We start from the raw sequence: 25122 nt of genomic DNA, 5'->3' as shown, positions 1-25122 counted from the left end.
GCGCGCTTTGTGATGGAATTTCGGCGGCGGTCTCAGGCGCCGCGCAGGCGACCCAGCTCGTCGAATGCCTGGGCCCACCCCGTCAGCCGGTCGGTGGCCATGCCGAGTTGGTCACGGTAGCGCCGCTGTGACATCGGCGAACTCGACAGCGATCCGGAATTCGCAGCGGACACCAGTTGCGCTGCAGCGGAGACCATCTCGTTGTACTGGTGGGCACCGCGGTCGAGTTGCGTGGTGAACGCGGCGATCGTCGGCGTCAGGTAGGCCCGCGACTGCGGCGAGGATTTGACCGCCTTCTCCATCGACACGACCTCCGAGGCGGTGGCAGCCATGGTCGCCACGGTCTGCTCGGCGGCGACGCGCAGTTCGAGGAGCTCGCCGGGGGGCAGCATCTGGCCGCGCTCGAGAATGCCCAGCAGTGAGATGAACCCGCGCTCGGACGCCGCCAGCGCGGCCATTGGCCGGCGCGCCGCCGATCCCCAGGGTGGGAGCCGGCGCAATCCGTGAGTCCGCTGCGGCGGCAACGGTTCTCCGCGCAGCCAGCGGTACCGCAGGAATGCCAGCGTGGCCAGGAAGGCGGCGCCGACGGCGATCGGCGACGGGATGAACAGCGCCCACACCGGAGTGCTCCACGACGCCAGCAGTGCTGTCACACCCACCCAGAAGACCGCGGACACGGTGAAGAACCAGCCGAGCCGCAGCGCCCAGCGCCGTTTGCGCAACAGCTTGGCGCGCGGGTCGGCCGCGGCGTTGAGTTTCTCGGCCACCATGTCCGACCATTCCGCTGCGGTGTCGATGCCGCGCTGGGCCATCGAACGCCAGGCTTCGGGTCGTCCGGTCCGAGAACTCACGATCAACTCCCGTAAGTTATTGCGACAGCGGGTTTTCCGGTGTCGGGTTGGTATTTGCGGCCGGAGTGGCCGGGGCCTGGTTGGGTGTGGCGGCAGCGGGTCCGCCGGCGGGCAGCTGCTCGCCGCGCATCGAGGCCCGGATCTGTTCGAGACGGGAATGTCCCGCCATTTGCACGCTGGCCTGCTGAACTTCGAGCATCCGGCCCTGAACCGAGTTCTGCGCCAGCTCCGCGGAACCGATCGCATTGGCGTAGCGGCGCTCGATCTTGTCGCGCACCTCGTCGAGGCTGGGCGTATTGCCCGGCGCTGCCAGCTCGCTCATCGACCGCAGAGAGGCGCTGACCTGCTCCTGCATCTTCGCCTGCTCCAGCTGCGAGAGCAGCTTGGTGCGCTCGGCGATCTTCTGCTGCAGCATCATCGCGTTCTGCTCGACGGCCTTCTTGGCCTGACCGGCGGCCTGCAGCGCCTGATCGTGCAGACCCTTGAGGTCTTCGACGCTCTGCTCGGCGGTGACGAGCTGCGCGGCGAACGCCTCGGCGGCATTGTTGTACTCGGTGGCCTTGGCGGTGTCACCGGCGGCCACGGCCTGGTCAGCCAGGGTGAGAGCTTGACGGACGTTGACCTGCAGCTTCTCGATGTCGGCGAGCTGGCGGTTGAGCCGCATCTCCAGCTGACGCTGGTTGCCGATCACCTGTGCGGCCTGCTGGGTCAGCGCTTGATGCTGACGCTGGGCCTCCTCGATCGCCTGCTGGATCTGCACCTTCGGGTCGGCGTACTCGTCGACCTTGGAGCTGAACAGCGCCATGAGGTACTTCCACGCCTTGGTGAACGGATTGGCCATGACTTCATTCCGCCTTCGTGTCTGTCGAACCATGTCCTGATCGAGCCCGGTGGCTTACCGGCACGTGCTTGGACCCAACTTATCGGTTCCGCGCAGATCACCACACCCCTGCACGGCGAACCTGTCAGGCCACCGCCATGGACACGACCTGCGGGATGACGACCTTGGTCGTGACGTCGATGTTCGCGGTCCGGGCAGCTGCGCGGGATTCCTCGCGGGCGAGGTCGTCCCCGGCCGCGGACAGCACCCGCGACAACGGGACGTCCAGCGCGGAGCAGATCGCGCTGAGCAGCTCGCTGGAGGCCTCTTTGCGGCCGCGCTCGACCTCCGACAGGTAGCCCAGGCTCACCCTTGCCGAATCGGACACCTCCCGCAGTGTGCGTCCCTGCTCGACTCGGGCGCGACGCAGCACGTCGCCGATCACCTCGCGCAGCAATGCCGTCATCGCACGTCCTCCTTGTCTCGACTAATCAGACCAACGCTCGATGTCGCCGAGATGGTTCCCGACCGTGCGCCGAAATTCCGAGGAGTCCTCATTGCTGCTCGACGAGCCGGCGCAGCCGGTGCACCGCGGCATGGACGGCACCGAGCCGGATATCCCAGCGACTGCCCGGCAGAGCCAGCTCGACGACCTCTGCGCCGCCGGGACCGGCCAGGCCCAGGAACACCGTGCCCACCGCGTGACCGCCGTGGGGTTCCGGGCCCGCCACACCGGTGAGGCCGACACCCCAGCTGGCGCCGCATCGGTGCATCGCACCCACGGCCAGCGCCCGAGCAGTGGGCTCGGCGACGGGGCCGAACTCCGCGAGAAGTTCGGGTGCCACGCCCGCCAGTTCGGCTTTGGTCTCGACGGTGTAGGTGATCAATCCCCCTTGCAGCACCGCGCTGGCTCCCGGTACGCCGGCCAGCGTCGCTGCGAGCAGCCCCGCGGTCAGCGATTCCGCGGTCGCGACGGTCTGGTTGCGGACGGTCAGATCCGCGACGAGCGAGCGGGCCTCGTCATCGATCAGCGGGTCGTCCACGTGAATCCCTGAACGCAGAGACGAAGTAGTCGATTCCGGTGATCACCGTCAGCACGACCGCGGCGAGCATGATCACCCAGGCTCCGGTCAACCACGCGCCCGACAGCGGGAGGACGAACAGCCCGATGGCGACGGCCTGCACAAGTGTCTTGAGCTTGCCGCCCCGGCTGGCGGGGATGACGCCGTGGCGCAACACCGCCAGACGCAGCACGGTCACTCCGAGTTCGCGGACGAGGATGACGACGGTCACCCACCACGGCAGGTCGCCCAGCATCGAGAGTCCGATGAGCGCCGCGCCGATCAGAGCCTTGTCGGCGATCGGATCGGCGAGAGTGCCGAACTCGGTCACCATGCCGTAACTGCGGGCCAGGGCACCGTCGAGATGGTCGGTGATGACGGCGACTGCGAATACAGCGAATGCAGCTACCCGCCAATATGTTTCGTGCCCATCACCGACGAACAAGAACACCAGGAACACTGGGACCAACACGAAACGTATGCCGGTGAGCACATTTGCGAGGTTGGCCACGCGGGCGCGTGGAACCACTGGGTCTACATGTGGTTGGCCCGGCACCGCCACAGAATACTGGTTGCCGATGTGGATACCCTTCGGAGCATGAGCGCAGATCCGGACACGCCTACCAGCGAGCTCGTGGTGCGCCGGGCAACGACTTCCGACGTGGCGGCCATCAAGGAGCTCGTCGACATCTATGCGGGCAAGATCCTGCTGGAGAAGAACCTGGTGACGCTGTATGAGTCCGTGCAGGAGTTCTGGGTGGCCGACATGGACGGCGAGCTGATCGGCTGCGGCGCCCTGCATGTGCTGTGGTCCGACCTCGGCGAGGTGCGCACAGTGGCGGTGCATCCCAAGGTCCGCGGTCAGGGGGTGGGCCACGCCATCGTCGAACAGCTGCTAAAAGTGGCGGCCGAACTGCATCTGCGCCGGATCTTCGTGCTCACCTTCGAGACGGAGTTCTTCGGGCGACACGGCTTCCAGGAAATCGAGGGCACCCCGGTGACCTCCGAGGTCTACGAGGAGATGTGCCGCTCCTACGACACGGGTGTGGCCGAGTTCCTCGACCTGTCCTACGTCAAGCCGAACATCCTCGGTAACACTCGGATGTTGTTGACTCTCAAAGCATCTGAGCGGTGATCACCACCGCAGCAACACCAGCTCGACGCTGACGCCGGGCCCCAGGCCGATCATCAGACCCGTCGACCCCGGCGGTGGCGCGCCGTCGATCGTCTTTTCCAGGATGTGCAGCACCGAGGCCGAGGACAGGTTGCCGACCTCGGCGAGCGAACGTCGACTCCGCTCCACGGCGGTGTCGGGAAGCTTGAGGCTGTTCTGGACGGCGTCGACGACCTTCGGGCCGCCCGGGTGGCACACCCAGAGGTCGATCTCGTCGACGGTCAGCTGGTGTTCGGCCAGAAACGAGGTGACGCTGCCGGCGAGCCGCCGCTCGACCACGTCGGCCAGTTCGGCGGTCAGCACGATGCGGAAACCTTCCGCGCCCAGCCGCCACCCCAGGGTATCGCCGCTGTCGGGATACACCTCGCTGCGCGTGGCGATCACCCGGATGCCATCGCCGACCCGCTCACCGGCGGCCACCAGGGCCGCGCCACCGTCACCGAACAGACCCGTGACGACGAGATCGGCCGTCGTGACATCGGCCATCGGCCAGCTCAGCGAGCAGAGCTCGACCGCCAGCAGAGCGGCGCGGTGATCCGGCCACGCCAGCAGGTAATCGTGCAACCTGGCCAGGCCGGCGGCACCAGCCACGCAGCCCAGCCCGAAGATCGGGAGCCGCTTGATGTCGGGCCGCAGCCCGAGCCGGGGTATCAGCCGCGCATCCAGCGACGGCACCGCGACCCCGGTGACCGAGGTGACGATGAGCAGATCCAGATCCCGTCCGACCAGGCCCGCGGCGTCGAGGGCGCCGCGCAGTGCGCTCTCTGCGAGATCGGTCGCCTTCTCGACATAGCGGTCGTTGGCCAGCTCGATCGAGCGCAGCCCCTCGTACTCGCTTAACAGCAGCACGGTGTGGCGGTGATCGACCCCGGCCTTGGCGTGCAACTGCTCGAGCAACACGCGCTCCTGCGGGCCGAGACCGCAGAGCTCGGCTACCTTCGCCGTGAGCGCAGCCTGCGAGTAGCGGTGGGCCGGGAATGCCGACCGCACGGCCAGAATGCGGCTCTCAGATCTGCGCATAACCGCCTCCGCCCACATACCCGAGGACCACCAGCAGAACGACGTCGACGGCAGCGATGCCGAATGCCGCCGCGAACGGGACCTTGCCGGTGCCCACTGCGCCCATCACCGCGAACACGCAGGCGACGGCCATCCCCGCCACCGCGATCCAGTGGAACCGGGAAGCCACGAGCAGCAGTACGGACGCCGAGAGCAGCAGGACAAGGGCTGCGCCCCGAACGGCGCCCGCGCCCCACCGCGCGCCGAGGCGTTGCGGCAGGCCGGCCACCCCGGTCGCGCGGTCGGCCGTCAGATCCGGCAGCACATTGGCGAAGTGGCCGCCCAGCCCGAGCAGTGCCGCGGCGGCGGTGGCATACCAGGTCGGCAGCGGCTGCCCCGGCAGCGTGCTCGCCGCGTAGGCGGGAATGGGGCCGAACCCGAGGATGTACATCAGTCCCGAGGCAGGTGTCGACTTCAGGCCGAGGTTGTACGCCCAGGCCGCGCCGACGATGACAGTCAGGATGAGGGCGGTCAGCGGGCTGATGGCCAGCGCCATCGCCAGCGCGGCCAGCAGCGCCGCGTACGCCGCGATCCAGACCGGCCGCACGCCGATGACGCCCGCGGCGACGGGTTTGTCGGTCCGGCCGGCCGCCGCGTCGCGGGCGGCGTCCACGGCATCGTTCGACCAGCCGATCGACAGCTGGCCTGCCAGCATCGCGGGCCCGGTGAGGGCCGGCCCGATACCGTCGGGCGCCGCTTGCGCCGCCAGCACGGTGGCCAGCACCGAGATGGCCTGCGACGGCCCGGGGTGCCCGGCAGCGAGCAGTGCGCGGGCGCGCGTCAGGACGTGAGCTGGGGTCTGCGTCGGGACCGTCATCGTCGGCCTCCCGTCGTGCATACACGCGACCGAGTCAGCGCGCGAGCCAGCGTTGACATGGTAGTAAATTTTGGTGACGGAAGTGCCCGATAAGTGAGGCTCGCTCTGCGCGGGGCCAATCCCCTTGAGTGGTTGGCGCTGCGAGCCGGCGTGGTCCCCACCGCCGCCGCCGAAGCCTGGGGTGGGATGGCTTTGTCGGCGGTGGTCATCACCGCCGTGCAGACGGGCATGACCGCCCGGCTCGCTGAGCGGCCCTCGACGGCCGAAGAACTCGCCGCCGATCTGAACCTCGATCCGGTGCCGACCCGGCTGCTCCTCGACTGCTTGCGGTCGGGTCGACACGTCACCGTCAGGGCCGGGCGCTACCGGCTCACCCGCTCGGCGCGCCGCTGGTTGGACCCACGGTCTGCGCTGTCGGTCGCGGGCTACGTGGCGGGCACCGCGGATTACTGGGCATGGTGGTCGACCCTGGATCAGGTGACTCGCATAGGGCGGCCCGCCGGACATCACGACGCCCCGCCCGGCGATCCGTATTGGCGGCGCTACCTCCACGGGCAGCTGGAACTGGCGCGCCTGTCCGCCGGCGAGGTGGCGAAAAAGCTTGCACTGCCGCGTGACTCACGATCACTGCTGGACATCGGAGGCGGGCACGGCTGGTATTCAGCGCAGCTGTGCCGTCGCCACCCGGGCCTGCACGCGACGGTGCTCGATCTGCCGGGCAGCGCGGCGATCGGTCGCGAGATCATTGCGGCGGCAGGGATGTCCGGCCGTGTCGAGCACCGCGACGGCGACGCGACGACCGACGACCTACCCCCTACTCCCGACGGCAACGGGTACGACACGGTGCTGTGCTTCAACCTGTTGCACCACCTGACCGCCGAGCAGAGCGTCGATCTGTTCGCCAAGGTCCACGACGCCCTGGCGCCCGGCGGCACGCTCGCCGTGATGGACGCTTTCGCCGAACCCGGTCACCGCTCCTCGGCCCAGGCCAATGTCCTCGGCCTGTTCGTCTACCTCAGCTCCGGCGCGCAGATTCACCCACCCGAGACGTTGTACCGCTGGCTCCGCGATGCCGGATTCCGCGCACCGCCCCGGCGGATCAGGATTCTCCGGATCCCCGGCCAGGCGATGTATGTCGCGACGAAGAGCTAGCTAGAAGTCCGGTTCGTCATCCACGTCGTCGCCTGACGCGTCGCTTCCGCCGCGGATCAGCATCAGCGTGCCGGCCAGCTCGTCGGGTTTGACGAGCACCTCGCGCGCCTTCGAGCCCTCCGACGGGCCGACGATGCCGCGGTTCTCCATGAGGTCCATCAACCTGCCGGCCTTGGCGAAGCCGACGCGCAACTTGCGCTGCAGCATCGACGTCGACCCGAACTGGCTGGACACCACCAGTTCGACGGCCTGCAGGAACACGTCCATGTCGTCGCCGATATCGGGGTCGACATCCTTGCGTTCGCCGGCCTTGACGGCGGTGACGCCCTCGACGAACTCGGGCTCGGCCTGATCCTTGGTCGCCGAGACGACCGCGTGGATCTCCTCGTCGGTGATGAACGCACCCTGCAGGCGCATGGGCTTGTTGGCGCCCATCGGCAGGAACAGGCCGTCGCCCATGCCGATCAGCTTCTCTGCGCCCGGCTGGTCCAGGATGACGCGGCTGTCGGTCAGCGACGACGTGGCGAATGCCAGCCGCGACGGCACGTTCGTCTTGATCAGACCGGTGACGACGTCAACAGATGGCCGCTGGGTCGCCAGAACGAGGTGAATGCCTGCGGCACGGGCCTTTTGGGTGATCCGCACGATGGCCTCTTCGACGTCACGGGGCGCGGTCATCATCAGGTCGGCGAGCTCGTCGACGATCGCCAGGATGTACGGGTACGGCTTGTATTCGCGGTTGCTGCCCAACGGTGCGGTGATCTCACCGGAGCGCACCTTGTCGTTGAACACGTCGATGTGGCGCACCCGCGAGGCCTGCATGTCCTGGTAGCGCTGCTCCATCTCCTCGACCAGCCACGCCAGCGCGGCGGCAGCCTTCTTCGGCTCGGTGATGATCGGCGTGATCAGGTGCGGAATGCCTTCGTACGGCGTCAGTTCCACCATCTTCGGATCGATCAGGATCATCCTGACCTCTTCGGGGGTGGCGCGGGCCAGCAGCGAGACAAGCATCGAGTTGACGAAGCTGGACTTGCCGGAGCCCGTGGATCCGGCCACCAGAAGGTGCGGCATCTTCGCCAGATTCGCCGAGATCATCTCGCCCTCGATGTCCTTGCCGAGGCCGATGACCAGCGGATGGTGATCGGAACGCACCACAGGGTCGGTCAGCACGTCGGCCAGGCGCACCATTTCACGGTCGGTGTTGGGCACCTCGATGCCGACGGCGGACTTGCCGGGGATGGGGGCGAGCATGCGGACGCTCTCGGTCGCGACCGCGTAAGCAATGTTGCGGTGCAGCGCCGTGATCTTCTCGACCTTGACGCCGGGGCCGAGTTCGACCTCGTAACGGGTGACGGTCGGTCCGCGCGTGCAGCCGGTGACCGCGGCGTCGACCTTGAACTGGTCGAGCACCGACGTGATCGCGTCGGTCATGGCCTGGTTGGCCGATGTCAGCCGTTTCGGCGGATCGCCGGCGATGAGCAGGTCGAGCGGCGGCAGCGTGTAGGGGCCGTCCACGACACGGTCGAGGACGAGCTTGGGCTCCTTGCGCGTCTTCTTACGCGACTTGGCCGCCGACTCGATGGCCTTGGGAGCGATGTCTTCTTCGGCAAGCGGGTAGTTGTCCATCGGCGTGCCCACAGGGCCGTCGGGACGCGTCAGCGGCACGGTGGGCTGGGTGGGTGATGGCCACGCCTCCGCTTCGTCGAGAGGTGCACCGTCGTAGTACCCGTCGGAGAAGTCCTCGGATGTCTCGTTCTCGTCGTACTCGTCGTCGTATTCGTCGTACTCGTCGTCGTATTCGCGGTTCCAGCGCGTCGTGAACATGTCACGGACGGTCGCGGGCACCTCGCGGATCGTCGTCCCCGTCACCAGCAACACACCGAAGAGGACACCGATGAACAGCAGCGGCGCCGCGATCCACGTGGTCAGCCCGTCCGACAGCGGGCCACCGATGACGAACCCGACGAATCCGCCTGCGTGCTGGCGACCGATCGGGTCCGCCGGCGACCCCGACCACAGGTGCCAGAGACCGAGGGCCGGCAGCGCGATCATCGCGAACCCGAGGATCAGTCGGGGCCTGGCTTCGGGATCCGGCTCGGAACGCATCAGGGTGACGCCGATTGCGGCCAGCACGAGGGGCACCAGCACGACGGCAGCGCCGATGACGACCCGCACGACCGTGTCGATCCACGCGCCGACCGGCCGCGCCGCGTCGAACCAGGAACTCGCGGCCACGACGACGGCCAGACCGAGCAGGGCCAGGGCAAGGCCGTCGCGACGGTGTCCGGGCTCCAGTTCGCGTGCACGACCCACCGAGCGGGCGGTGCTTCCGGCGCCCTTGGCCACCATGAGCCAGCCTGCCCGCACCCCGCGTCCGACAGCTGTGCCCGCCGACGCGACAGGTGACGGACCTCGGCGGGCGGGCTTGCGGCCCGGCGCAGAGGCGCGCGCCGGCCGTTTCCCGCCGCGCGTTGGGGCCTTTGACCTGCTCTGACGTGCAGAAGATCGGGCCGCGGTCTTACTCGCCATAGGGTCCAGCCTAGTCGCTGTGACCTCAGATGCACCATGCGCCACACTGGTCACAGCTTGGTGTCAGCCGGGCATCGGACCGGTAGCGGCTCTACGGCCCGCAATTCGCCCACCGACGACACACGCGGCAGGAGACAGTACGGTGACATCTGTTCAGTACCGCTCAACGAGGAGTTCCGCATGCCGATCGTCGTCATCGCCACCATGACCGCCAAGCCCGAGTCCGTCGACACGGTGCGCAATGCCTGCACACAGGCCATCGAAGCGGTCCACGACGAGCCCGGCTGCCAGCTCTACTCGCTGCACGAGTCCGACGGCACCTTCGTGTTCGTCGAGCAGTGGGCCGACGCCGACGCACTGCAGGCGCACAGCGCCGCGCCCGCGGTCGCCACGCTCTTCGGCACCGTCGGCGATCACCTCGACGGCGCTCCCGACATCAAGGTGATGCAGCCGGTCGTCGCCGGCGACCCGGCCAAGGGCCAGCTGCGTCCTTAGGGGTTCGCTGACCATGGGTGAGCTCACCGGCAAGGTCGCTTTGATTACCGGCGCCGCGCGCGGCCAAGGTCGCGCGCACGCCGTCAAACTCGCCGCGGAGGGCGCCGACATCATCGCGCTGGATCTCTGCGCCCAGATCGAGTCGGTCCCCTACCCGCTGGCCACCGCCGAGGACATGGCCGCGACGGTCAAGCTCGTCGAGGACACGGGCGCGCGCATCGCCACGTATGAGGCCGACGTCCGCGACCGCGACGCCGTCAAGGCCGCCGTCAGGGACGGGACCGAGAAGCTCGGCAACCGTCTCGACATCGTGGTCGCCAACGCGGGCATCGCACCCATGGCCGCCGACAGCGCATGGCAGGACGTCATCGACGTGAACCTCACCGGCGTCTACAACACGATCGACGTCGCCATGAAGCCGATGGTGAAGTTCGGCAACGGCGGAGCCATCGTGCTCATCAGCTCGGTCGCGGGTCTGGTCGGCCTCGGCGCCCCCGTGGGAGGCTCCGTGGGGTACGCCGCCGCCAAGCACGGCATTGTCGGAATCATGCGGGTGTACGCCAACTTCCTTGCCCAGTACAGCATTCGAGTCAACTCGGTGCACCCGGCCGGCGTGAACACGCCCATGATCGACAACGAGTTCACCCGGTCGTGGCTGGATGGCATGGCGCAGCAGAGCGAGGGCGGCCCCGACATGGGCAACGCGCTGCCCGTGCAGACGCTGGAGCCCGAGGACATCGCCAACGCAGTGTTCTGGCTGGTGTCCGATGCCGCTCGTTACGTCACCGGGATCACGCTCCCGGTCGACGCGGGGTATATCAATAAACGATGACCTCTCGAAACGCCGCCGCCCAGACCGCCTTCGGGCCCATGGTGCTGGCGGCCATCGAGCACAACGAGCCCGCCGCGCGTCGCCTGGTCGATGATGATCTCGCGGAGTCATTCCTGCCCAGCAGATTTCGCTTCCTGGTGCGCGCGACACGCTCGGACACGCTTCGGCGGGCAACCGTGTCTGCCATCAACCGGTCGGGGCCCGGCCTGTGGGCCAGCATCGCCTGCCGCAAACGCTTCATCGACGAACGCCTCTCGGATCCGCTGAACGACACCGAGACCGTTGTCGTGCTCGGCGCGGGCTTGGACACGCGCGCCTGCCGGATCGCCCGCCACAGCGACATGCCGGTCTTCGAGGTCGACCAGCAGGTCAATTCGACACTGAAAGCGGCTGTGCTGCAACGGGCGCTGGGTTCGGTTCCGCCGTCGGTGCATCTCGTCCCCGTCGACTTCGAGCGCGACGCGCTCATCCCGACGCTGGAGGCGCGCGGCTATCACCGGCAAGCGCGGACGTTTTTCATCTGGGAGGGTGTCACGCAGTACCTGACACCTGAGGCGGTGCGGTCCACCCTCACACAGCTCGGCGACGCCGCCCCTGGCAGCAGGCTGGTGTTCACCTATATCCGCCAGGACTTCATCGACGGCACCAACCTGTACGGCTCCGAGTCGGTGTACCGGAAGTTCCGCAAGCGGCGCGAGGTGTGGAAATCCGGGTTGGTTCCCGAACACGTCGGCGAACTTCTCGCGGAGTACGGCTGGCGGGAGGTCGAGCAGGCCGGGCCGAGCTACTTCCGCGACACCTACATCCGCCCCACCGGACGCGATCTCACCGCGTCGGCACTCGAATGGACGGTCATGGCCGCCCGCTGACAGATGTCGCCGGAACGCCCGCAAACTCGCTGAGCGTGATCTCGCGGTGCAGTCCTCCGCCATCGGAATAGCAGTGCCGCATCCGCAACCCCTCACCAGGGCGATAGCTGGGCCCTTCGACTGCGCACGCCGTTCTACCAGGCCACACAGGTGAACGGGCGTAGGATTAGAGTTGTCGGGCGGCTCGCTGAGGGTCCGGGCGTCAATTCCGGTTGGGGCGTGAGCCCCGAGAACCGGGCCAGGATCTCTGGCTGGTCCGTCCGCGGCGAGCAAATAGGGGCGCAATTCGACGGCGCGGGTCCGGGCATGCCGATCGTGCGGGCCCCGCCGTCGCACACGGGGGGTTACGCGATGCTCGTTCCGGCGCTGGAATGCGGTTCGACGTCCACGGTGTCCATCACGGCCGTCCCGCCAATGCCAGAAGTGACGCCATGGCAGCCATCCTGATCGCCGAGGACGAGTCGCGGATCTCGTCGTTCGTACGAAAAGGACTGTCCGCCAATGGGTTCGCGGTCACCATCGTCTCGGACGGGCGGTCTACCTACGCCTATGCACGCAGTGGCGACTTCGATCTGATGGTTCTCGACACCGGACTTCCCGGGATGGACGGGTTCACCGTCCTTCGGCGTCTCCGCGCCGAGGGCAGCACACTTCCCGTCGTGGTCCTGACCGCCCGCACCAGCGTGACGGACACGGTGGCCACGCTCGAGGCAGGCGCGGATGACTACCTCCCCAAGCCATTCCGCTTCGAGGAACTGCTCGCGCGGGTACGGCTGCGGCTCGCTCCGGAACGGGTCGCGGAGACGGCCTCGCTGTCCTACGGCGGACTACGGCTGGATCTACGCAGCCGCAGGGCTCACGTCGGCGACTACTGGGTCGATTTGTCCGCACGAGAGTTCGCGTTGGCCGAAACCTTCCTGCGCCATCCCGGCCTGGTGTTGTCGCGCGAACAGTTGTTGACCCAGGTCTGGGGCTACGACTACGAACCGGGGTCCAACGTGGTCGACGTCTACGTCCGTTATCTGCGGCGCAAGCTGGGCACCCACCGCTTCGTCACCCTGCGCGGCGTGGGCTATCGACTGGAAGCCATCTAGCAGTCAGCAAATTGACCATCAATGTAAATATTGATTGATCTACGCGCTTTGGCCAGTGCGAACGATCAAATGAAACGAGTCGTAGCGTAACTCAATAGCAATCCCTTTCTTCTATGCTCTGGTTTTCTTTTGAAGATCAACTACCTGCGCGAATGTCCGATCTTGACCGAATTCTTGGTTTCACTGAAACAACCTGAGGCAAATTTACGCAGAGCGATATTTGATCGTGAAGTTCTCTGGTACGCGCGTATTGCCAAAGCCTTTACGCTGTGCATAATAATTGAGGAGCAACGAGATTAAATTTGTGCTCCGCGGCCGCCGCGCCATGGTTCACGAGGGGTAACCGTGATAGCGCGGCGCGCCGATTGCTTCCGCAGACGGCAGTCGTTCAGATCTCGATGACCGTCGGAACGATCATCGGCTGCCGGCGGTAGGTCTCTCCCACCCATTTGCCGACGGTGCGCCGCACGCCCTGCGCGATACGAGTCGGATCGGTGACGTTCTGCGATGCGAGGTGTTCCAGTTCCTGCTCCACCTTGCGGGCGACAGGCTCAAGCGCCTTGGGGTCTTCGGAGAAGCCACGCGAATGCAGGTGCGCAGGCCCGGCGGGTTTTCCCGTGCCACGCCGGACGACCACGGTGACAGCGACGAAACCCGAGGACAGGATCAACCGCTCCCCCAACGTCGCGTCCCCGACGTCGCCGGTGATCAGCCCATCGACGAACATCTTGCCGACCGGAACCGCACCGGCGATGCCGACACGTCCAGCCACCAGGTCGACGCTGACCCCGTTCTCGGCGAGGACGATGTTGTCTTCCGGCACACCGGTCCTGGCGGCCAGCGCGGCGTTGGCCCGCAGCATGCGCCACGTCCCGTGCACGGGCATCACGTTGCGTGGCCGCACCCCGTTGTAGAGGAACAGCAGCTCGCCGGCGTACGCGTGTCCCGAGACATGTACTCGCGCTTGTTGATTGGTGACCACCCGGGCACCGATCTTGGCCAGCGAGTCGATGACCCCGTACACCGCCTCTTCGTTGCCCGGGATCAGCGAGGACGACAGGATGATCAGATCGCCTGCTGTCAGCGTGATGCTGCGATGCTCGCCCCGCGACATCCGGGACAGCGCTGCCATCGGCTCGCCCTGCGTACCCGTGGTGATGAGCACGACCTGATCGGCAGGCATCATCTCCGCGGCCGCGATGTCGAGCACATCCTCGTCAGCGACGTTCAGATAGCCCAATTCACGGGCGATGCCCATGTTGCGCACCATCGATCGCCCGACGAACGAAACCCGCCGGCCGAGCGCGACCGCGGCGTCGATGATCGACTGCACGCGATCGACATTCGATGCGAAGCAGGCCACGATGACCCGGCCGTCGGCACCGCGCATCAACCGGTGCAGCGCCGGGCCCACCTCGCTCTCCGACGGTCCGACGCCCGGGATCTCGGAGTTCGTCGAATCGCAGAGGAACAGGTCGACACCGGCATCTCCGAGGCGTGACATTCCGGGCAGATCGGTGGGCCTGCCGTCGGGAGGCAGCTGGTCGAGCTTGATGTCGCCGGTGTGCAGCACCGTGCCCGCGCCGGTGTGGATGCCGATCGCGAGGCAGCCGGGGATGGAGTGGTTGACCGCGAAGTACTGGCATTCGAAGACGCCGTGGGTGGTCTTTTGTCCCTCGGCCACCTCGACGAACTTCGGGCTGAGCCGATGTTCGCGGCACTTCTCGGCGACCAGGGCGAGCGTGAACTTCGAACCGACGATCGGAAGATCCGCACGCTGCTTGAGCAGGAACGGGATCGCACCGATGTGGTCTTCGTGCGCGTGGGTGACGACGAGCGCCTCGACGTCGTCGAGACGGCCCTGGACGTGGCGCAGGTCCGGCAGGATGAGGTCGACGCCTGGCTCGTCGTGGGTCGGGAACAGCACCCCGCAGTCCACGATGAGCAGCCGGCCCAGATGCTCGAAAACCGTCATGTTGCGGCCGATTTCGCCGATGCCGCCCAGTGCGGTGATCCGCAGGCCGCCCGGGGCCAGCGGTCCCGGTGGAGTGTGCGTCAAATCCACTGGCGGACCACTACCTCAGCACCGCGGCGGCGCGCATGTCGGCGGCCAGCGCCTCGATCTGCTCGTCGGTGGCGGGGATCTGCGGCAGACGAGGGTTGCCCGCCTCGAATCCCTGCAGCCGCAGGCCCTCCTTGGAGAGCGTGACGCCGCCCAACCGGGACTGGGCGGCGCTCAAGGGTCCCAGCGTCACATTGATCTTGCGTGCAGTAGCGACGTCACCAGAAGCAAACGCCGTCAACATGTCTCGCAGCGCACCGGCCGCGAGATGTCCCCACACGCTGATGAACCCGACAGCGCCCATCGCCAGCCACGGAAGGTTGAGTGCGTCGTCACCCGAGTAGTACGCCAGGCCGGTCTCGGCGATGATCTGTCCCCCGCCGTGCAGGTCACCCTTGGCGTCTTTGATCGCGACGATGTTGGGGTGTTCGGCGAGGGTGCGGATCGTGTCCCATTCGATCGGCACCACCGAGCGCGGCGGGATGTCGTAGAGGACGACGGGGAGGTCGGTCGCGTCGGCCACGGTGGTGAAATGCGCGACAAGCCCAGCCTGCGGCGGCCGTGAGTAATACGGGGTGACGACCAGCAGGCCGTGCGCGCCTTCGGCGGCACAGGCCTTTGCCAGGTGGGCACTGTGGGCGGTGTCGTAGGTGCCCGCCCCGGCGATGATCCTCGCCCGGTCCCCGACCGCTTCCAGGACGACCCGCAGCAGCCGGATCTTCTCGTCATCGGTGGTGGTCGGTGATTCGCCGGTGGTGCCGGAAACCACCAGGCCGTCGCATCCGGAGTCGACCAGGCGGACGGCCAGCCGGGCCGCGGTCTCGGTATCGAGCGAGCCGTCGCGCTTGAACGGAGTCGCCATTGCGGTCAACAGGGTGCCCAACCGGGCCTGCGCGTCGAATCCGCCGGTACTCACGGGCACCAAGATTACCTGGTCGCCTTTGCGAGCCACGAATGCCTTTCCGGCTCAGACCTCGGTTGCCAGCGGGCTGGTCGCGACCTCGGTCCCGTCGGCCAGCGCGATAATCTCGAAGTCGGAGAACACCTGGGGCGCGACATCGATCAGTTGGCGTAGGCATTCGATTGCCAGGCGCCGGATCTCGACGTCGGCGTGTTCGCTGGCTCGCATCGCGATGAAGTGCCGCCAGGCCCGGTAGTTGCCGGTGACCACGATCCGCGTCTCGGTGGCGTTGGGCAAGACGGCGCGCGCGGCCTGGCGGGCCTGCTTACGCCGCAGCGTCGCATTGGCCGAGTCGGCCAGCTTCGCTTCCAGCCGGGTAAGCAGTTCGATGTACGCGGCGCGGCTGGCGTCGGCGGCGTCGAGGAAATCGTTCAACAGTTCGGGGTCGTCCTCGATGCCCGGAGGCACGACGACCTGCGAATCGTCTTCCGGAACGTAGCGCTGGGACAGCTGCGAGTACGAGAAGTGCCGATGCCGGATCACTTCGTGAGTGCAGGACCTGGACACACCGCTGATGTAGAAGGACACCGAGGCGTGCTCCAGCACGGAAAAGTGACCCACGTCGATGATGTGCCGCAGGTATGTGGCATTGGTCGCGGTGCGCGGATTGGGTTTCGACCAGCTCTGGTAACAGGCGCGTCCAGCGAACTCGACCAGCGCGGCGCCACCGTCTGCGTCAGTGCTCCACGGCACGTCCGGGGGCGCCGAGAACTCCGTCTTGGCGATCAGCTGCACGCGCAGCGGCGCAATCTCGGCCACCGGCCGAGCCTAACGTGTACCTGCCCGGCGGTTCGGCTGCAGAACTCACCGCGGATCGCCGTCAAGGTAGCGGTGCTCGACGCGGTCGCCGCCGGAACGCTTCGCCAGATACATTGCGGCGTCGGCGACGTGGATCAGCCGCTCGAGGAATTCGGGGTGCTCGACCTCGATGCCGGCCGGGATGGTCGCACTGCACACTCCCACGCTGCCGGTGATCCCGAAGGGCAGTGACGCGATACCCGCGCGGATGCGTTCGGCAATGAACACGTGCCGGGACGCGGCGCCAAGGTCGGCGACGACGAACTCTTCGCCGCCGAGCCGGCCGAGCACCGCGCCCGGCCCACTGCACTCTGCAAGCACCGTCGCGACACCGGCGAGTGCCGCGTCACCCACCGCGTGGCCCTGGCTGTCGTTGAGACGCTTGAACTTGTCCAGATCCACCATCGTCACGTTGACGGCGACGTTCACTTCCTGCTTGGCCACTACGTGTTCGTGCACGGTGTTGTAGAACGACCGTCGGTTGAGAAGACCGGTGAGCGGGTCCCGATCAGAATTGCGCAGATCCGTGTGCAAAGAGTGCACGAGCGTGTGGATTCCGAACGGCACACCGATGTTCAAACCGAGCACCAACAGAAGCGAAGCGACCACCATCCAACCGTCGCCGGTCTGGACAAACCACCTCGTGGCGGTGATCCCCGCGATGACAACTGCCAGCAGAAAGTTGGCCATCACGTGCGCGATGGCGTGGAAGTACGCGATGAACCCGCCGATCGCCGCGAACATCGTGGCGCCCATCAGTCCGCCGTACGGGTCGGGGACGACAAGGCAGCCCGTCGCGATGCACGCTCCGCAGACGGCGATATATGTCAAGGACTGACGGCGGGTCGGCCAGCGAAGGAGCCACAGCATCGCGGCGGCGAACGCCAACAGCGAGGCAGCGATCGCGGCACCGATTGCCTCCGGCCCGCGAGGCCCCGCAGGGCTGGCAACCATCATGACGGGAACGGCGCCGAGAAGCAGCGTGAAGACCCCGGTGGCCACGCGCCACAACTTCTGCAGGTCACGGTCACGCAGATAGGAGCTGAACCAGTCGAACTGGTCCGTCTGCTGCCACCACCAACCAAGCACGCCACATTCTCGCAATCCGGTGACGCGATATGTCACCGCGTCAAGATTGCAGTCTGCACCCAGATGGCAGGAACGTCACGCCGGGTTGGCGTTGATGAAGTCGACGACGACGGCCGCGAGTTCACGGCCCTTGTCCTCCTGGAGAAAGTGCCCACCGCCGGCGATGGTCACCTCGGGTTGCCCCTGCGCGCCGGGAATGAACTTGCGCAGGGCCGCATCCGCACCTCGGGTGATCGGGTCGGAATCGGAGAAGGCGCACAGGAACGGCTTGTCGAACCGCCGCAGCCCTTCCCAGGCCGCCCTGTTCGCCGGTGCCGCGGGATCGTCGGGGCTGGTCGGCACCAGCGTCGGGAACTGCCGTGCGCCTGCCTTGTAGGAGTCGTCGGGAAACGGCGCGTCGTAGGCGGCGATCACGTCGGCGGGCAGCGTGGAGACGCACCCGCCGTTGACGATGTTGCCGACGGCGAAGTCGGGGGTCTCCTGGCTGAATCGCTGCCACGCCAGGAAGGCCTCACCGGGATGCTGATCCCCGGTCGGGAGGGTGGTGTTGGCGGCGACCACGCGTGCGAAACGGTCGGGATGTTCGCCGACGAGCCGCAGGCCGATGAGGCCGCCCCAGTCCTGGCACACCAGCGTGATGCCGGTCAGCCCGATCGCCTCGATCGCCGCCCACGTCCAGTCGACGTGGGCCTGATACGTGTAGTCCTCGCGGTGGGTCGGCTTGTCGCTGCGGCCGAACCCGACGAGGTCGATCGCGACGGCACGCAGACCGGCGTCGACCAGCACCGGGATCATCCAGCGGTACAGGTAGCTCCAGGACGGCTCGCCGTGCAGCAGCAGCACGACCGGCGCGTCGGCGGGCCCTTCGTCGAGGTAGTGCATGCGGAGGCCGTCGACCTCGACGTAGTGGGGTGTGAACGGGAAATCCGGGAGGTCGGCGAAGCACTCGTCGGGGGTGCGCAGTACGTCCATGCGCTCACCTAACCAAGGCGGAGCGCAGCTGGGTGACCAAATCGCCTCGCTCGCCCACCACGACATCCGACAGCCCGAGCCATTGCGCCATTGCCTGCAGCTGGACGGCGAGTTCGCCGGCGATGTGCTTGCGGTCCCGTCCCTTCTCGGTGAAAGCACCCACGACGTTGAGCGCCCCGGCGGCCCGGTCGGCTTTGAGGTCAACTCGGCCGACCAGGTCGCCGTCGAGCAGAAATGGCCAGACGTAATAGCCGAACTGGCGCTTGGGCTGCGGTGTGTAGATCTCGATGCGGTAATGGAAGCCGCCGAACAGCCGCTCGACGCGCGGCCTGAAGAAGATCAGCGGGTCGAACGGGCACAGCAGCGCGGTGCCGCGGTCTCGGCGCGGCACGATCTGGCCCGCGCGCAGGTATGCGGGCGCCGACCAGCCGTCGACGTCGACCTGTTCGATCTCCCCTTCGGCGATCAGGTCGGCGATGGCCGGTTTGACCTGCCGCGCGCTCAGCCGGAAGTAGTCGCGCAGATCAGCCTCGGTGGCGACGCCGAGTGCCGTCGCGGCGCGAAGCGTGAGCTCGCGGACGGCATCGGCCTCGTCGACCTGGCGCTCGATCACCTCGGCGGGCAGCACCCGTTCGGTCAGGTCGTAGTGCCGGGCGAACCCGACCCGCGTGGCCGTGGTGAGCACGCCCGCCGACCACAGCGCCTCGGCGACCCACTTGGTGTCGCTGCGATCCCACCAGGGACCCTTGCGTCCCCGCGGCTCCGACTCCAGATAGGCCTCGATCTGGCCCGCCGTGGACGGACCGAGGTGGCCGATCGCGGCGACGATGTCTTCGGCGAGCTTGGCGTTCTTCTTGACGATCTCGACGCCCCACCGGCCATGCTGGTACTCCCGCATCCGCCATCGCAGCAGTGGCCAGTCGTCCACGGCCATCAGCGCCGCCTCGTGGGCCCAATATTCGACGAGCAGCCGCGGTGACTTCTTCGAGTGGCTCCACGCGGCGCGGTCGACGAGGTCTCGGTCGTAGGCGCCGAGCCGGCTGAAGACGGGTGCGTAATGGGCGCGGACCGACACCGACACCGAGTCGAGCTGCAGCACCTGCAGGCGGGCGATCAGCCGTTTCAGATGCGCACGCGTGACGACGCCCGCCGATTTCGCTTCGTGGAAGCCCTGCGCCGAGACCGCGACCCGCCGCGCCTGCGCAGCGGTGAGCCTCATTTCCTCAGGTAGCTGTAGAACTTGTACCGCAGCCCCGAGGAGCTGTCGTGCCAGTCCCCCTCGGTGCCCACCCACGCCTCGTCGAGAAGCGGTGCCAGTGCGTCCTCGTCCTGCCTGTGCAGGTCGAGGTCGATCTCGGTGACCTCACACCGTGTCGCCAGCGGTAGGGCCAGCCCGTAGACCTGCGAGCCGCCGATCACCCACGCGTCGTCCAGTGGCGCGTCCTCAAGGGACGTGACCACCTCCGCTCCGTCTGCCATGTAATCAGCCTGCCGGGTGAGTACGACATTTCTGCGTCCCGGCAGCGGGCGGAATTTCGCGGGCAAAGATTCCCACGTCTGCCTGCCCATGATCACGGTGTGGCCCATCGTGAGTTCCTTGAAGCGGGCCATGTCCTCGGGCACGTGCCACGGGATGCCGTTGTCGCGCCCGATCACGCCGGAGCTGGACTGCGCCCAGATCAGGGAAAGTTCCGTCACACTGCCACCGGGGCCTTGATGGCCGGGTACGGTTCGTAGTTCTTGATGACGATGTCCTCATAGGTGTAGTCGAAGATCGAATCACGTTGACCCAGAACAAGTTCCGGATAGGGCCGCGGTTCGCGGGACAGTTGTTCGGTGACCTGCTCGACATGGTTGTCGTAGATGTGGCAGTCGCCGCCGGTCCAGATGAACTCCCCCACGCCGAGACCCGCCTGGGCGGCCATCATGTGGGTGAGCAGCGCGTAGCTCGCGATGTTGAACGGAACACCGAGAAAGAGGTCGGCGCTGCGCTGGTACAGCTGGCAGCTGAGGCGACCCCCCGCGACGTAGAACTGGAAAAACGCATGGCACGGCGGCAGCGCCATCTGCGGGATCTCGCCGACGTTCCATGCCGAGACGATGTTGCGCCGGCTGTCTGGATCGGTGCGCAGCAACTCCAGCGCCGCGCTGATCTGGTCGATGTGCTCACCGGACGGCGTCGGCCACGACCGCCACTGCACGCCGTAGACGGGTCCGAGATCGCCTGTCGGAGAGGCCCATTCATCCCAGATCGTGACACCGTGCTCCTGCAGCCACCGCACATTGGAGTCGCCGCGCAGGAACCACAGCAGCTCGTAGATGATGGACTTAGTGTGCACCTTCTTGGTGGTGATGAGCGGGAAACCGGCGTTCAGGTCGTACCGCAGCTGATGGCCGAACACACTCCGGGTGCCCGTGCCGGTGCGATCCGATTTGGGGACCCCGGTGTCGAGCACGAGACGGAGCAGATCCTCGTACGGGGTGGCGATCGGCACGCGCTTAGCTTACGTCCAGCGATGCGGAGTAGAACGGATCCCATGCCGAGGATCACCGACACCGTGACGACCCCCGACGGTTCCTGCCCCGTCAGCCTGCACACCCCCGATGGCGAGGGCCCCTGGCCGGGCATCGTCATGTACCCCGACGCCGGCGGTGCGCGGACCACCGTGCGCGCGATGGCCGACCAACTCGCCGCCTATGGCTATGCGGTGCTGGTACCCGACGTGTACTACCGCGAGGGCGACTGGGAGCCGTTCACGATGGCGACCGTGTTCTCCGACGACGCCGAACGCAAGCGCCTGTTCCGGATGATGTCCGACGTCACCCCTGAACGCATGGCCTCGGATGCGACGGCGTTCTTCGACTACCTGTCCAGCCGGACCGAGGTCACCGGAGAGACGTTCGGAACGACGGGATACTGCATGGGCGGGCGCACCTCGCTGGTGGTGGCGGGTCGGGTCCCGGAGCGTGTCGCGGCGGCGATGTCGTTCCACGGCGGCGGACTGGCCTCCGACGACCCGGGGAGCCCCCACCTGCTGGCCGACAAGATCCGGGCGGCCGTCTATGTCGGCGCTGCCCGCAACGACCGGTCGTTCACCACCGAGAACGGCGAGACCCTCGAGAAGGCGCTCACCGCGGCCGGCGTCGAGCACACCATCGAGTGGTACCCGGCAGAACACGGTTTCGCCGTGCCCGACAACGGGCCGTACGACGAAGCAGCAGCGGCACGGCACTGGGAGGCCACGGAGTCGTTCTTCGGCGCACACCTTCGCTGAAAGTCTTTACGCCGCAACGCTTCAGGGTGTGGTGCGGCGACGCGCATGCAAGACGGCGGCTACGCCTCGCAGGATTCCCCGCGCAGCGTAGACACCGGCGAGGATGCTGAGCACGATGAGCACGATGAACATCAGCAGCCAGTTGGCCCGACTGTGTTCTACGTTCCACCAGATGATGGTGAACAGGATCGCGCAGATGAAGACCACGATGTCGCGCCAGTTTCCCTGATATGACGCCGCGAGTTCGCGCATCTCCCGGTTCTTGTCGACAGCGGCAATCAATGAATCGATGCGCAGATCGATCACCCGCTGCAGCTCGGCGCGGCGCTCGACCTGATCCTCGGGGAGTCGATCCAGCAGATCCATGTCTTTGGCGAACATGCCGCGCACATCGGGAGGCCTGAGGTTTCCCGCCGCGATGCCGAGCAGTGCGCCTCCCGCGATCGGCGCACCGGCAAGGGCGAGTTCGGCGATACCGGGCATCACGACTCCTTCGTCAGCTACTTCGTCCCGAATATTTGCTCGATCAAGCAGGCGTCGGGATGGGTACGCACCCACACCGTATTACCACCATGGATGGTGAAAACGTCAGCGCCATGCGCGATCTCATCGCCGATACAGATTTCCGTGAAAGCGAAAAAGGCATCCCCTCGGCAATGTGGTGCCCATCTTTTCCCCCGAAAGTACGCAGTCGGCTCCGTTTTCGGCGCTCGTAATCTACGCTTTGGTCAACGACGTCAGCCTCTCAAAGTTGGCTTGGCATCGCGGGGGGATTATTCGTGACCAGATCATCAAGAATGGACATACCTCTGCGCGAGCTGCGCGGAGTGACGGTACTTGCGCACCTCAACGCGGAGAATCGGCACGACATCGCCGCGACTCTTGCCACTTTCAGACCGGGTTTCGAGCGCACCGAGATGCCCGGCGACGACGTGGCGGACGGGCGGGCCGCAGTCGCCGATTCATATCGTGAGCTGTTCACCGCGTTTCCGGACATGCATTTCGACATCGCACCCGACTCTTTCGGCCACCAAGGAAACCGGGTGATTTTCGAGACGGTGGTGCGCGGGACGCACCGGGGGCCGTTTCGCGGACTGCCGCCCACCGGTCGGCGCCTGAACCTGCCGATCGTCACCGTATTCGAGTTCGACGGTGCTGATCTGATCTGCGAGCGCGTGTACTTCGACCGGTTGACACTGTTCGTCCAACTCGGCGTCGGTCGCGAACCCAATTCCGTTCCCGGAAAGATGGTGACCCTTCTCAGTCATCCGGTGACGGGCCTGCGGGCGGCGATGCGTGCCCGTCGTCATCGTTCCACGAGCTGAGGCGCGGGCCACCATCGCTTCGACGGCGAACTTGCACGTCAGAAACATTCCGCGCCCGTCGAAATGTTCGGAGACGGCCGCGGTCATGCGGCGGGCGTCCTGCTCCAGCGAGACGTCGCCGACGACCATCTCGACCTCGGCACCCGCAATTGCGAGCTCCAATAGTTCCCTACAGACACGCAGGGAACCGCGGAAACCGCCTACCCGGTCAGGTCATCAGCCCAGCCGCGACCGTCGCCCCGAGATTCCAGCAGGCCTCGAGGTCGTCTTTCGTGGGCTTTCCCGACACCGTCACCGTCTCGGCGGCCTGCTCCCAGCCCAGGCCGCCCGTGATTCCGGCGAGGGCTCGCTCAGCGCCTTCGGTTCCTTCGTTGCCATGGACGTAGACGCCGAAAGGCCTACCCCGAGTGGCGTCGAGCAGCTGGTAGTACGCGCAGTCGAACGCGTGTTTCATTGCGCCGCTGATGTATCCGAGATTGGCCGGTGTGCCAAGAACGTAACCGTCGGCCGCCAGCAGCTCCGCCGGTGAAACGGTCAGCGCCGGTCGCCGGAGAACGTCGACGCCGTCGATGTCGGGATCGGTCGCACCGGAGACGACCGCCTCGAACATCTCGTGACAGTGCGGGGACGGGGTGTGGTGGACGATCAGCAGCGTCTTGCTCATCGCGCCGATTCCTCCATCTGTACAGCCTTTTTCATCGTCTCTCGGGCGCGCGAACGGTCGCCGGCATAGTCGTAGGCGCGGGCCAGTCGATACCAGCGCAGCCAGTTGTCGGGATCGGCCTCGAGTTCGTCGCGCACCGTGTGGAACAGCGCGTCGGCGGCATCGCGTTCGATGCGCCCGGATGCCCGTCGCGGAAGGTCGCTGACGTCGAGCTCCATGCCACGCTCCCGGGCCTTGAGGGCCAGGCGTTGGTGCGCCAGACCCGCGCGCAGCGTCGCGACAAGGACCCAGACGCCGATGCCGGGCAGGATGAGAATCGCCAAGCCGAGACCGATCGGGGCGACCTCGCCGGAACCGATGAGGACAAAGGCCGCGCGTCCCAGCAACACGAAATAGACGATGAGCGCGACACACATGAAGCCGATGAGCAGCTGGATGCGAAGTGCGCGCGCTCCGTCGCTCATGTCAGATCGAGAAGGGGCTCGAGACCGACCGTGAGGCCGGGGACTTCGCGGATCTTGCGCACAGCGAGCAGGACGCCGGGGACGAAGGAGGTGCGATCAATGCTGTCGTGACGGATCGTCAGCGTCTCGCCGAGCGTGCCGAAAAGAACCTCCTGATGTGCGACGAGGCCGGCGAGGCGCACCGAATGCACCGGGATGCCGTCGACGTTCGCCCCCCTGGCTCCGTCGAGTCCGGTAGTGGTCGCATCGGGGTTGGGCGGCATGCCTTTTCGCGCCTCCGCAATGAGCCGCGCGGTGCGTGCCGCAGTACCCGACGGAGCATCGGCCTTTTGCGGGTGATGCAGCTCGATCACCTCGACGGACTCGAAGTACTTGGCGGCCTGCTGCGCGAAGTGCATCGACAGCACGGCGCCGATCGCGAAGTTCGGGGCGATGAGCACCGAGACATCCGGCTTGGCCGAAAGCCATTCCCTGACCTGATCGAGCCGCTCGTCGGTGAAGCCCGTGGTCCCGACAACAGCATGAATTCCGTTGTCGATCAAGAACTTCAGATTGTCCATGACGACGCTGGGGTGGGTGAAGTCGATGACGGCCTCGGTGTCACTGTCCACGAGAGCGGACAGTGAATCGCCGGCGTCGACTCCCGCGGTGAAGGTCAGGTCATCGGCATTCTCGACGCCGGCAACCATCGTCGCCCCCACTTTGCCCTTGGCGCCCAGCACTCCGACTCGCATGGGCTCACTTTATCGGGCCTCCTGC

The 25122-nt window shown here is 66.7% G+C and carries 28 protein-coding genes; 8 read left to right on the top strand and 20 right to left on the bottom strand.

Annotated features, from left to right (window positions below; all coding sequences use genetic code 11):
- Positions 1–32 precede the first annotated feature (32 nt).
- From pspM to pgsA, 5 genes are all read right to left on the bottom strand, one after another.
- Entirely contained in the window at positions 33–851 is an 819-nt protein-coding gene (gene pspM / locus AWC12_RS22145) for a phage shock envelope stress response protein PspM (RefSeq protein WP_207576466.1), read from the bottom strand.
- A 16-nt stretch (positions 852–867) separates the two neighbouring features.
- Complete coding sequence (pspA, locus tag AWC12_RS22140) at positions 868–1692, bottom strand: phage shock protein PspA (RefSeq protein WP_024445953.1); 825 nt, start codon at positions 1690–1692, stop codon at positions 868–870.
- A gap of 124 nt (positions 1693–1816) precedes the next feature.
- Entirely contained in the window at positions 1817–2137 is a 321-nt protein-coding gene (gene clgR / locus AWC12_RS22135; RefSeq protein ID WP_085176988.1) for a transcriptional regulator ClgR, read from the bottom strand.
- Positions 2138–2225: 88 nt separating this feature from the next.
- Positions 2226–2714: a CinA family protein gene (locus AWC12_RS22130; protein WP_085177389.1), complete on the bottom strand. Its 489-nt coding sequence runs from the start codon at positions 2712–2714 to the stop codon at positions 2226–2228.
- A complete protein-coding gene (gene pgsA, locus AWC12_RS22125) occupies positions 2692–3288 on the bottom strand; it encodes a CDP-diacylglycerol--glycerol-3-phosphate 3-phosphatidyltransferase (RefSeq protein ID WP_024445956.1) in 597 nt (198 codons plus the stop codon). The genes AWC12_RS22130 and pgsA overlap by 23 nt, the downstream gene beginning before the upstream one ends.
- 42 nt (positions 3289–3330) lie before the next feature.
- Here pgsA and AWC12_RS22120 point away from each other — a divergent pair, with 42 nt between their 5' ends.
- Positions 3331–3867, top strand: a complete 537-nt coding sequence (locus tag AWC12_RS22120; protein WP_085176986.1) for an amino-acid N-acetyltransferase — start codon at positions 3331–3333, stop codon at positions 3865–3867.
- On the opposite strand, the gene AWC12_RS22115 is transcribed toward AWC12_RS22120, so the two are convergent.
- Positions 3868–4926 carry a type III polyketide synthase gene (locus tag AWC12_RS22115; RefSeq protein ID WP_085177387.1) on the bottom strand — a complete coding sequence of 353 codons (1059 nt, stop codon included), beginning with the start codon at positions 4924–4926 and terminating at the stop codon, positions 3868–3870.
- A complete protein-coding gene (locus AWC12_RS22110) occupies positions 4913–5782 on the bottom strand; it encodes a UbiA family prenyltransferase (protein ID WP_085176984.1) in 870 nt (289 codons plus the stop codon). Before AWC12_RS22110 ends, AWC12_RS22115 begins: the two co-directional genes overlap by 14 nt.
- A gap of 93 nt (positions 5783–5875) precedes the next feature.
- Between AWC12_RS22110 and AWC12_RS22105 the strand changes: the two genes are divergently transcribed.
- A complete protein-coding gene (locus tag AWC12_RS22105) occupies positions 5876–6934 on the top strand; it encodes a class I SAM-dependent methyltransferase (protein WP_085176982.1) in 1059 nt (352 codons plus the stop codon).
- On the opposite strand, the gene AWC12_RS22100 is transcribed toward AWC12_RS22105, so the two are convergent.
- Positions 6935–9463, bottom strand: coding sequence for an FtsK/SpoIIIE family DNA translocase (locus AWC12_RS22100; protein WP_085176980.1), 2529 nt, complete (start codon positions 9461–9463; stop codon positions 6935–6937).
- A gap of 180 nt (positions 9464–9643) precedes the next feature.
- Here AWC12_RS22100 and AWC12_RS22095 point away from each other — a divergent pair, with 180 nt between their 5' ends.
- The 4 genes from AWC12_RS22095 to AWC12_RS22080 all read left to right on the top strand — a co-directional run bounded on the left by AWC12_RS22095 (position 9644) and on the right by AWC12_RS22080 (position 12753).
- A complete protein-coding gene (locus AWC12_RS22095) occupies positions 9644–9958 on the top strand; it encodes a putative quinol monooxygenase (RefSeq protein WP_064282545.1) in 315 nt (104 codons plus the stop codon).
- Positions 9959–9971: 13 nt separating this feature from the next.
- Positions 9972–10790, top strand: coding sequence for a mycofactocin-coupled SDR family oxidoreductase (locus tag AWC12_RS22090; RefSeq protein ID WP_085176978.1), 819 nt, complete (start codon positions 9972–9974; stop codon positions 10788–10790).
- Positions 10787–11659, top strand: a complete 873-nt coding sequence (locus tag AWC12_RS22085; protein ID WP_085176976.1) for an SAM-dependent methyltransferase — start codon at positions 10787–10789, stop codon at positions 11657–11659. The genes AWC12_RS22090 and AWC12_RS22085 overlap by 4 nt, the downstream gene beginning before the upstream one ends.
- Before the next feature lie 431 nt (positions 11660–12090).
- Positions 12091–12753 carry a response regulator transcription factor gene (locus AWC12_RS22080; protein ID WP_085177385.1) on the top strand — a complete coding sequence of 221 codons (663 nt, stop codon included), beginning with the start codon at positions 12091–12093 and terminating at the stop codon, positions 12751–12753.
- A gap of 388 nt (positions 12754–13141) precedes the next feature.
- Here AWC12_RS22080 and AWC12_RS22075 read toward each other — a convergent pair whose 3' ends face one another.
- The 8 genes from AWC12_RS22075 to AWC12_RS22040 are packed head-to-tail and all read right to left on the bottom strand — an operon-like array spanning position 13142 to position 21130.
- Positions 13142–14818, bottom strand: coding sequence for a ribonuclease J (locus AWC12_RS22075; protein WP_085176974.1), 1677 nt, complete (start codon positions 14816–14818; stop codon positions 13142–13144).
- A 10-nt stretch (positions 14819–14828) separates the two neighbouring features.
- Positions 14829–15737, bottom strand: a complete 909-nt coding sequence (gene dapA, locus AWC12_RS22070) for a 4-hydroxy-tetrahydrodipicolinate synthase (protein ID WP_207576465.1) — start codon at positions 15735–15737, stop codon at positions 14829–14831.
- A gap of 45 nt (positions 15738–15782) precedes the next feature.
- Entirely contained in the window at positions 15783–16535 is a 753-nt protein-coding gene (gene thyX / locus AWC12_RS22065; RefSeq protein ID WP_085176972.1) for an FAD-dependent thymidylate synthase, read from the bottom strand.
- Positions 16536–16580: 45 nt separating this feature from the next.
- A complete protein-coding gene (locus tag AWC12_RS22060; RefSeq protein WP_234814114.1) occupies positions 16581–17699 on the bottom strand; it encodes a GGDEF domain-containing protein in 1119 nt (372 codons plus the stop codon).
- Between the two features lie 39 nt (positions 17700–17738).
- Positions 17739–18635 carry a haloalkane dehalogenase gene (locus AWC12_RS22055; protein ID WP_085176968.1) on the bottom strand — a complete coding sequence of 299 codons (897 nt, stop codon included), beginning with the start codon at positions 18633–18635 and terminating at the stop codon, positions 17739–17741.
- Positions 18636–18639: 4 nt separating this feature from the next.
- Complete coding sequence (locus AWC12_RS22050; protein WP_085176966.1) at positions 18640–19854, bottom strand: winged helix-turn-helix domain-containing protein; 1215 nt, start codon at positions 19852–19854, stop codon at positions 18640–18642.
- A complete protein-coding gene (locus AWC12_RS22045) occupies positions 19851–20333 on the bottom strand; it encodes a dihydrofolate reductase (protein WP_085176964.1) in 483 nt (160 codons plus the stop codon). Before AWC12_RS22045 ends, AWC12_RS22050 begins: the two co-directional genes overlap by 4 nt.
- The gene (locus AWC12_RS22040) at positions 20330–21130 is read right to left on the bottom strand and encodes a thymidylate synthase (protein WP_085176962.1); all 801 of its coding nucleotides are present in this window, start codon (positions 21128–21130) and stop codon (positions 20330–20332) included. The genes AWC12_RS22045 and AWC12_RS22040 overlap by 4 nt, the downstream gene beginning before the upstream one ends.
- A 42-nt stretch (positions 21131–21172) precedes the next feature.
- On the opposite strand from AWC12_RS22040, the gene AWC12_RS22035 reads away from it, so the two are divergent.
- The gene (locus AWC12_RS22035; protein WP_085176960.1) at positions 21173–21910 is read left to right on the top strand and encodes a dienelactone hydrolase family protein; all 738 of its coding nucleotides are present in this window, start codon (positions 21173–21175) and stop codon (positions 21908–21910) included.
- A gap of 21 nt (positions 21911–21931) precedes the next feature.
- Here the strand turns inward: AWC12_RS22035 and AWC12_RS22030 are convergent, their stop codons facing one another.
- A complete protein-coding gene (locus tag AWC12_RS22030) occupies positions 21932–22393 on the bottom strand; it encodes a hypothetical protein (protein WP_085176958.1) in 462 nt (153 codons plus the stop codon).
- 314 nt (positions 22394–22707) lie between these two features.
- On the opposite strand from AWC12_RS22030, the gene AWC12_RS22025 reads away from it, so the two are divergent.
- The gene (locus AWC12_RS22025) at positions 22708–23235 is read left to right on the top strand and encodes an ester cyclase (protein ID WP_085176956.1); all 528 of its coding nucleotides are present in this window, start codon (positions 22708–22710) and stop codon (positions 23233–23235) included.
- 208 nt (positions 23236–23443) lie between these two features.
- Here AWC12_RS22025 and AWC12_RS22020 read toward each other — a convergent pair whose 3' ends face one another.
- Genes AWC12_RS22020 through dapB form a run of 3 tightly spaced genes read right to left on the bottom strand, consistent with a single transcriptional unit; the run spans position 23444 to position 25097 of the window.
- Positions 23444–23899 carry a flavodoxin family protein gene (locus tag AWC12_RS22020; RefSeq protein ID WP_085176954.1) on the bottom strand — a complete coding sequence of 152 codons (456 nt, stop codon included), beginning with the start codon at positions 23897–23899 and terminating at the stop codon, positions 23444–23446.
- On the bottom strand, positions 23896–24363 hold the full coding sequence (locus AWC12_RS22015) for a hypothetical protein (RefSeq protein WP_085176952.1): 468 nt from the start codon (positions 24361–24363) through the stop codon (positions 23896–23898). Before AWC12_RS22015 ends, AWC12_RS22020 begins: the two co-directional genes overlap by 4 nt.
- Positions 24360–25097, bottom strand: coding sequence for a 4-hydroxy-tetrahydrodipicolinate reductase (gene dapB / locus AWC12_RS22010; RefSeq protein ID WP_085176950.1), 738 nt, complete (start codon positions 25095–25097; stop codon positions 24360–24362). The genes AWC12_RS22015 and dapB overlap by 4 nt, the downstream gene beginning before the upstream one ends.
- Between the last annotated feature and the right edge of the window lie 25 nt (positions 25098–25122).

This window comes from Mycolicibacterium iranicum (genome assembly GCF_002101705.1).
GTDB lineage: Bacteria > Actinomycetota > Actinomycetes > Mycobacteriales > Mycobacteriaceae > Mycobacterium > Mycobacterium iranicum.
This window is presented reverse-complemented; position numbering and strand designations above follow the sequence as displayed.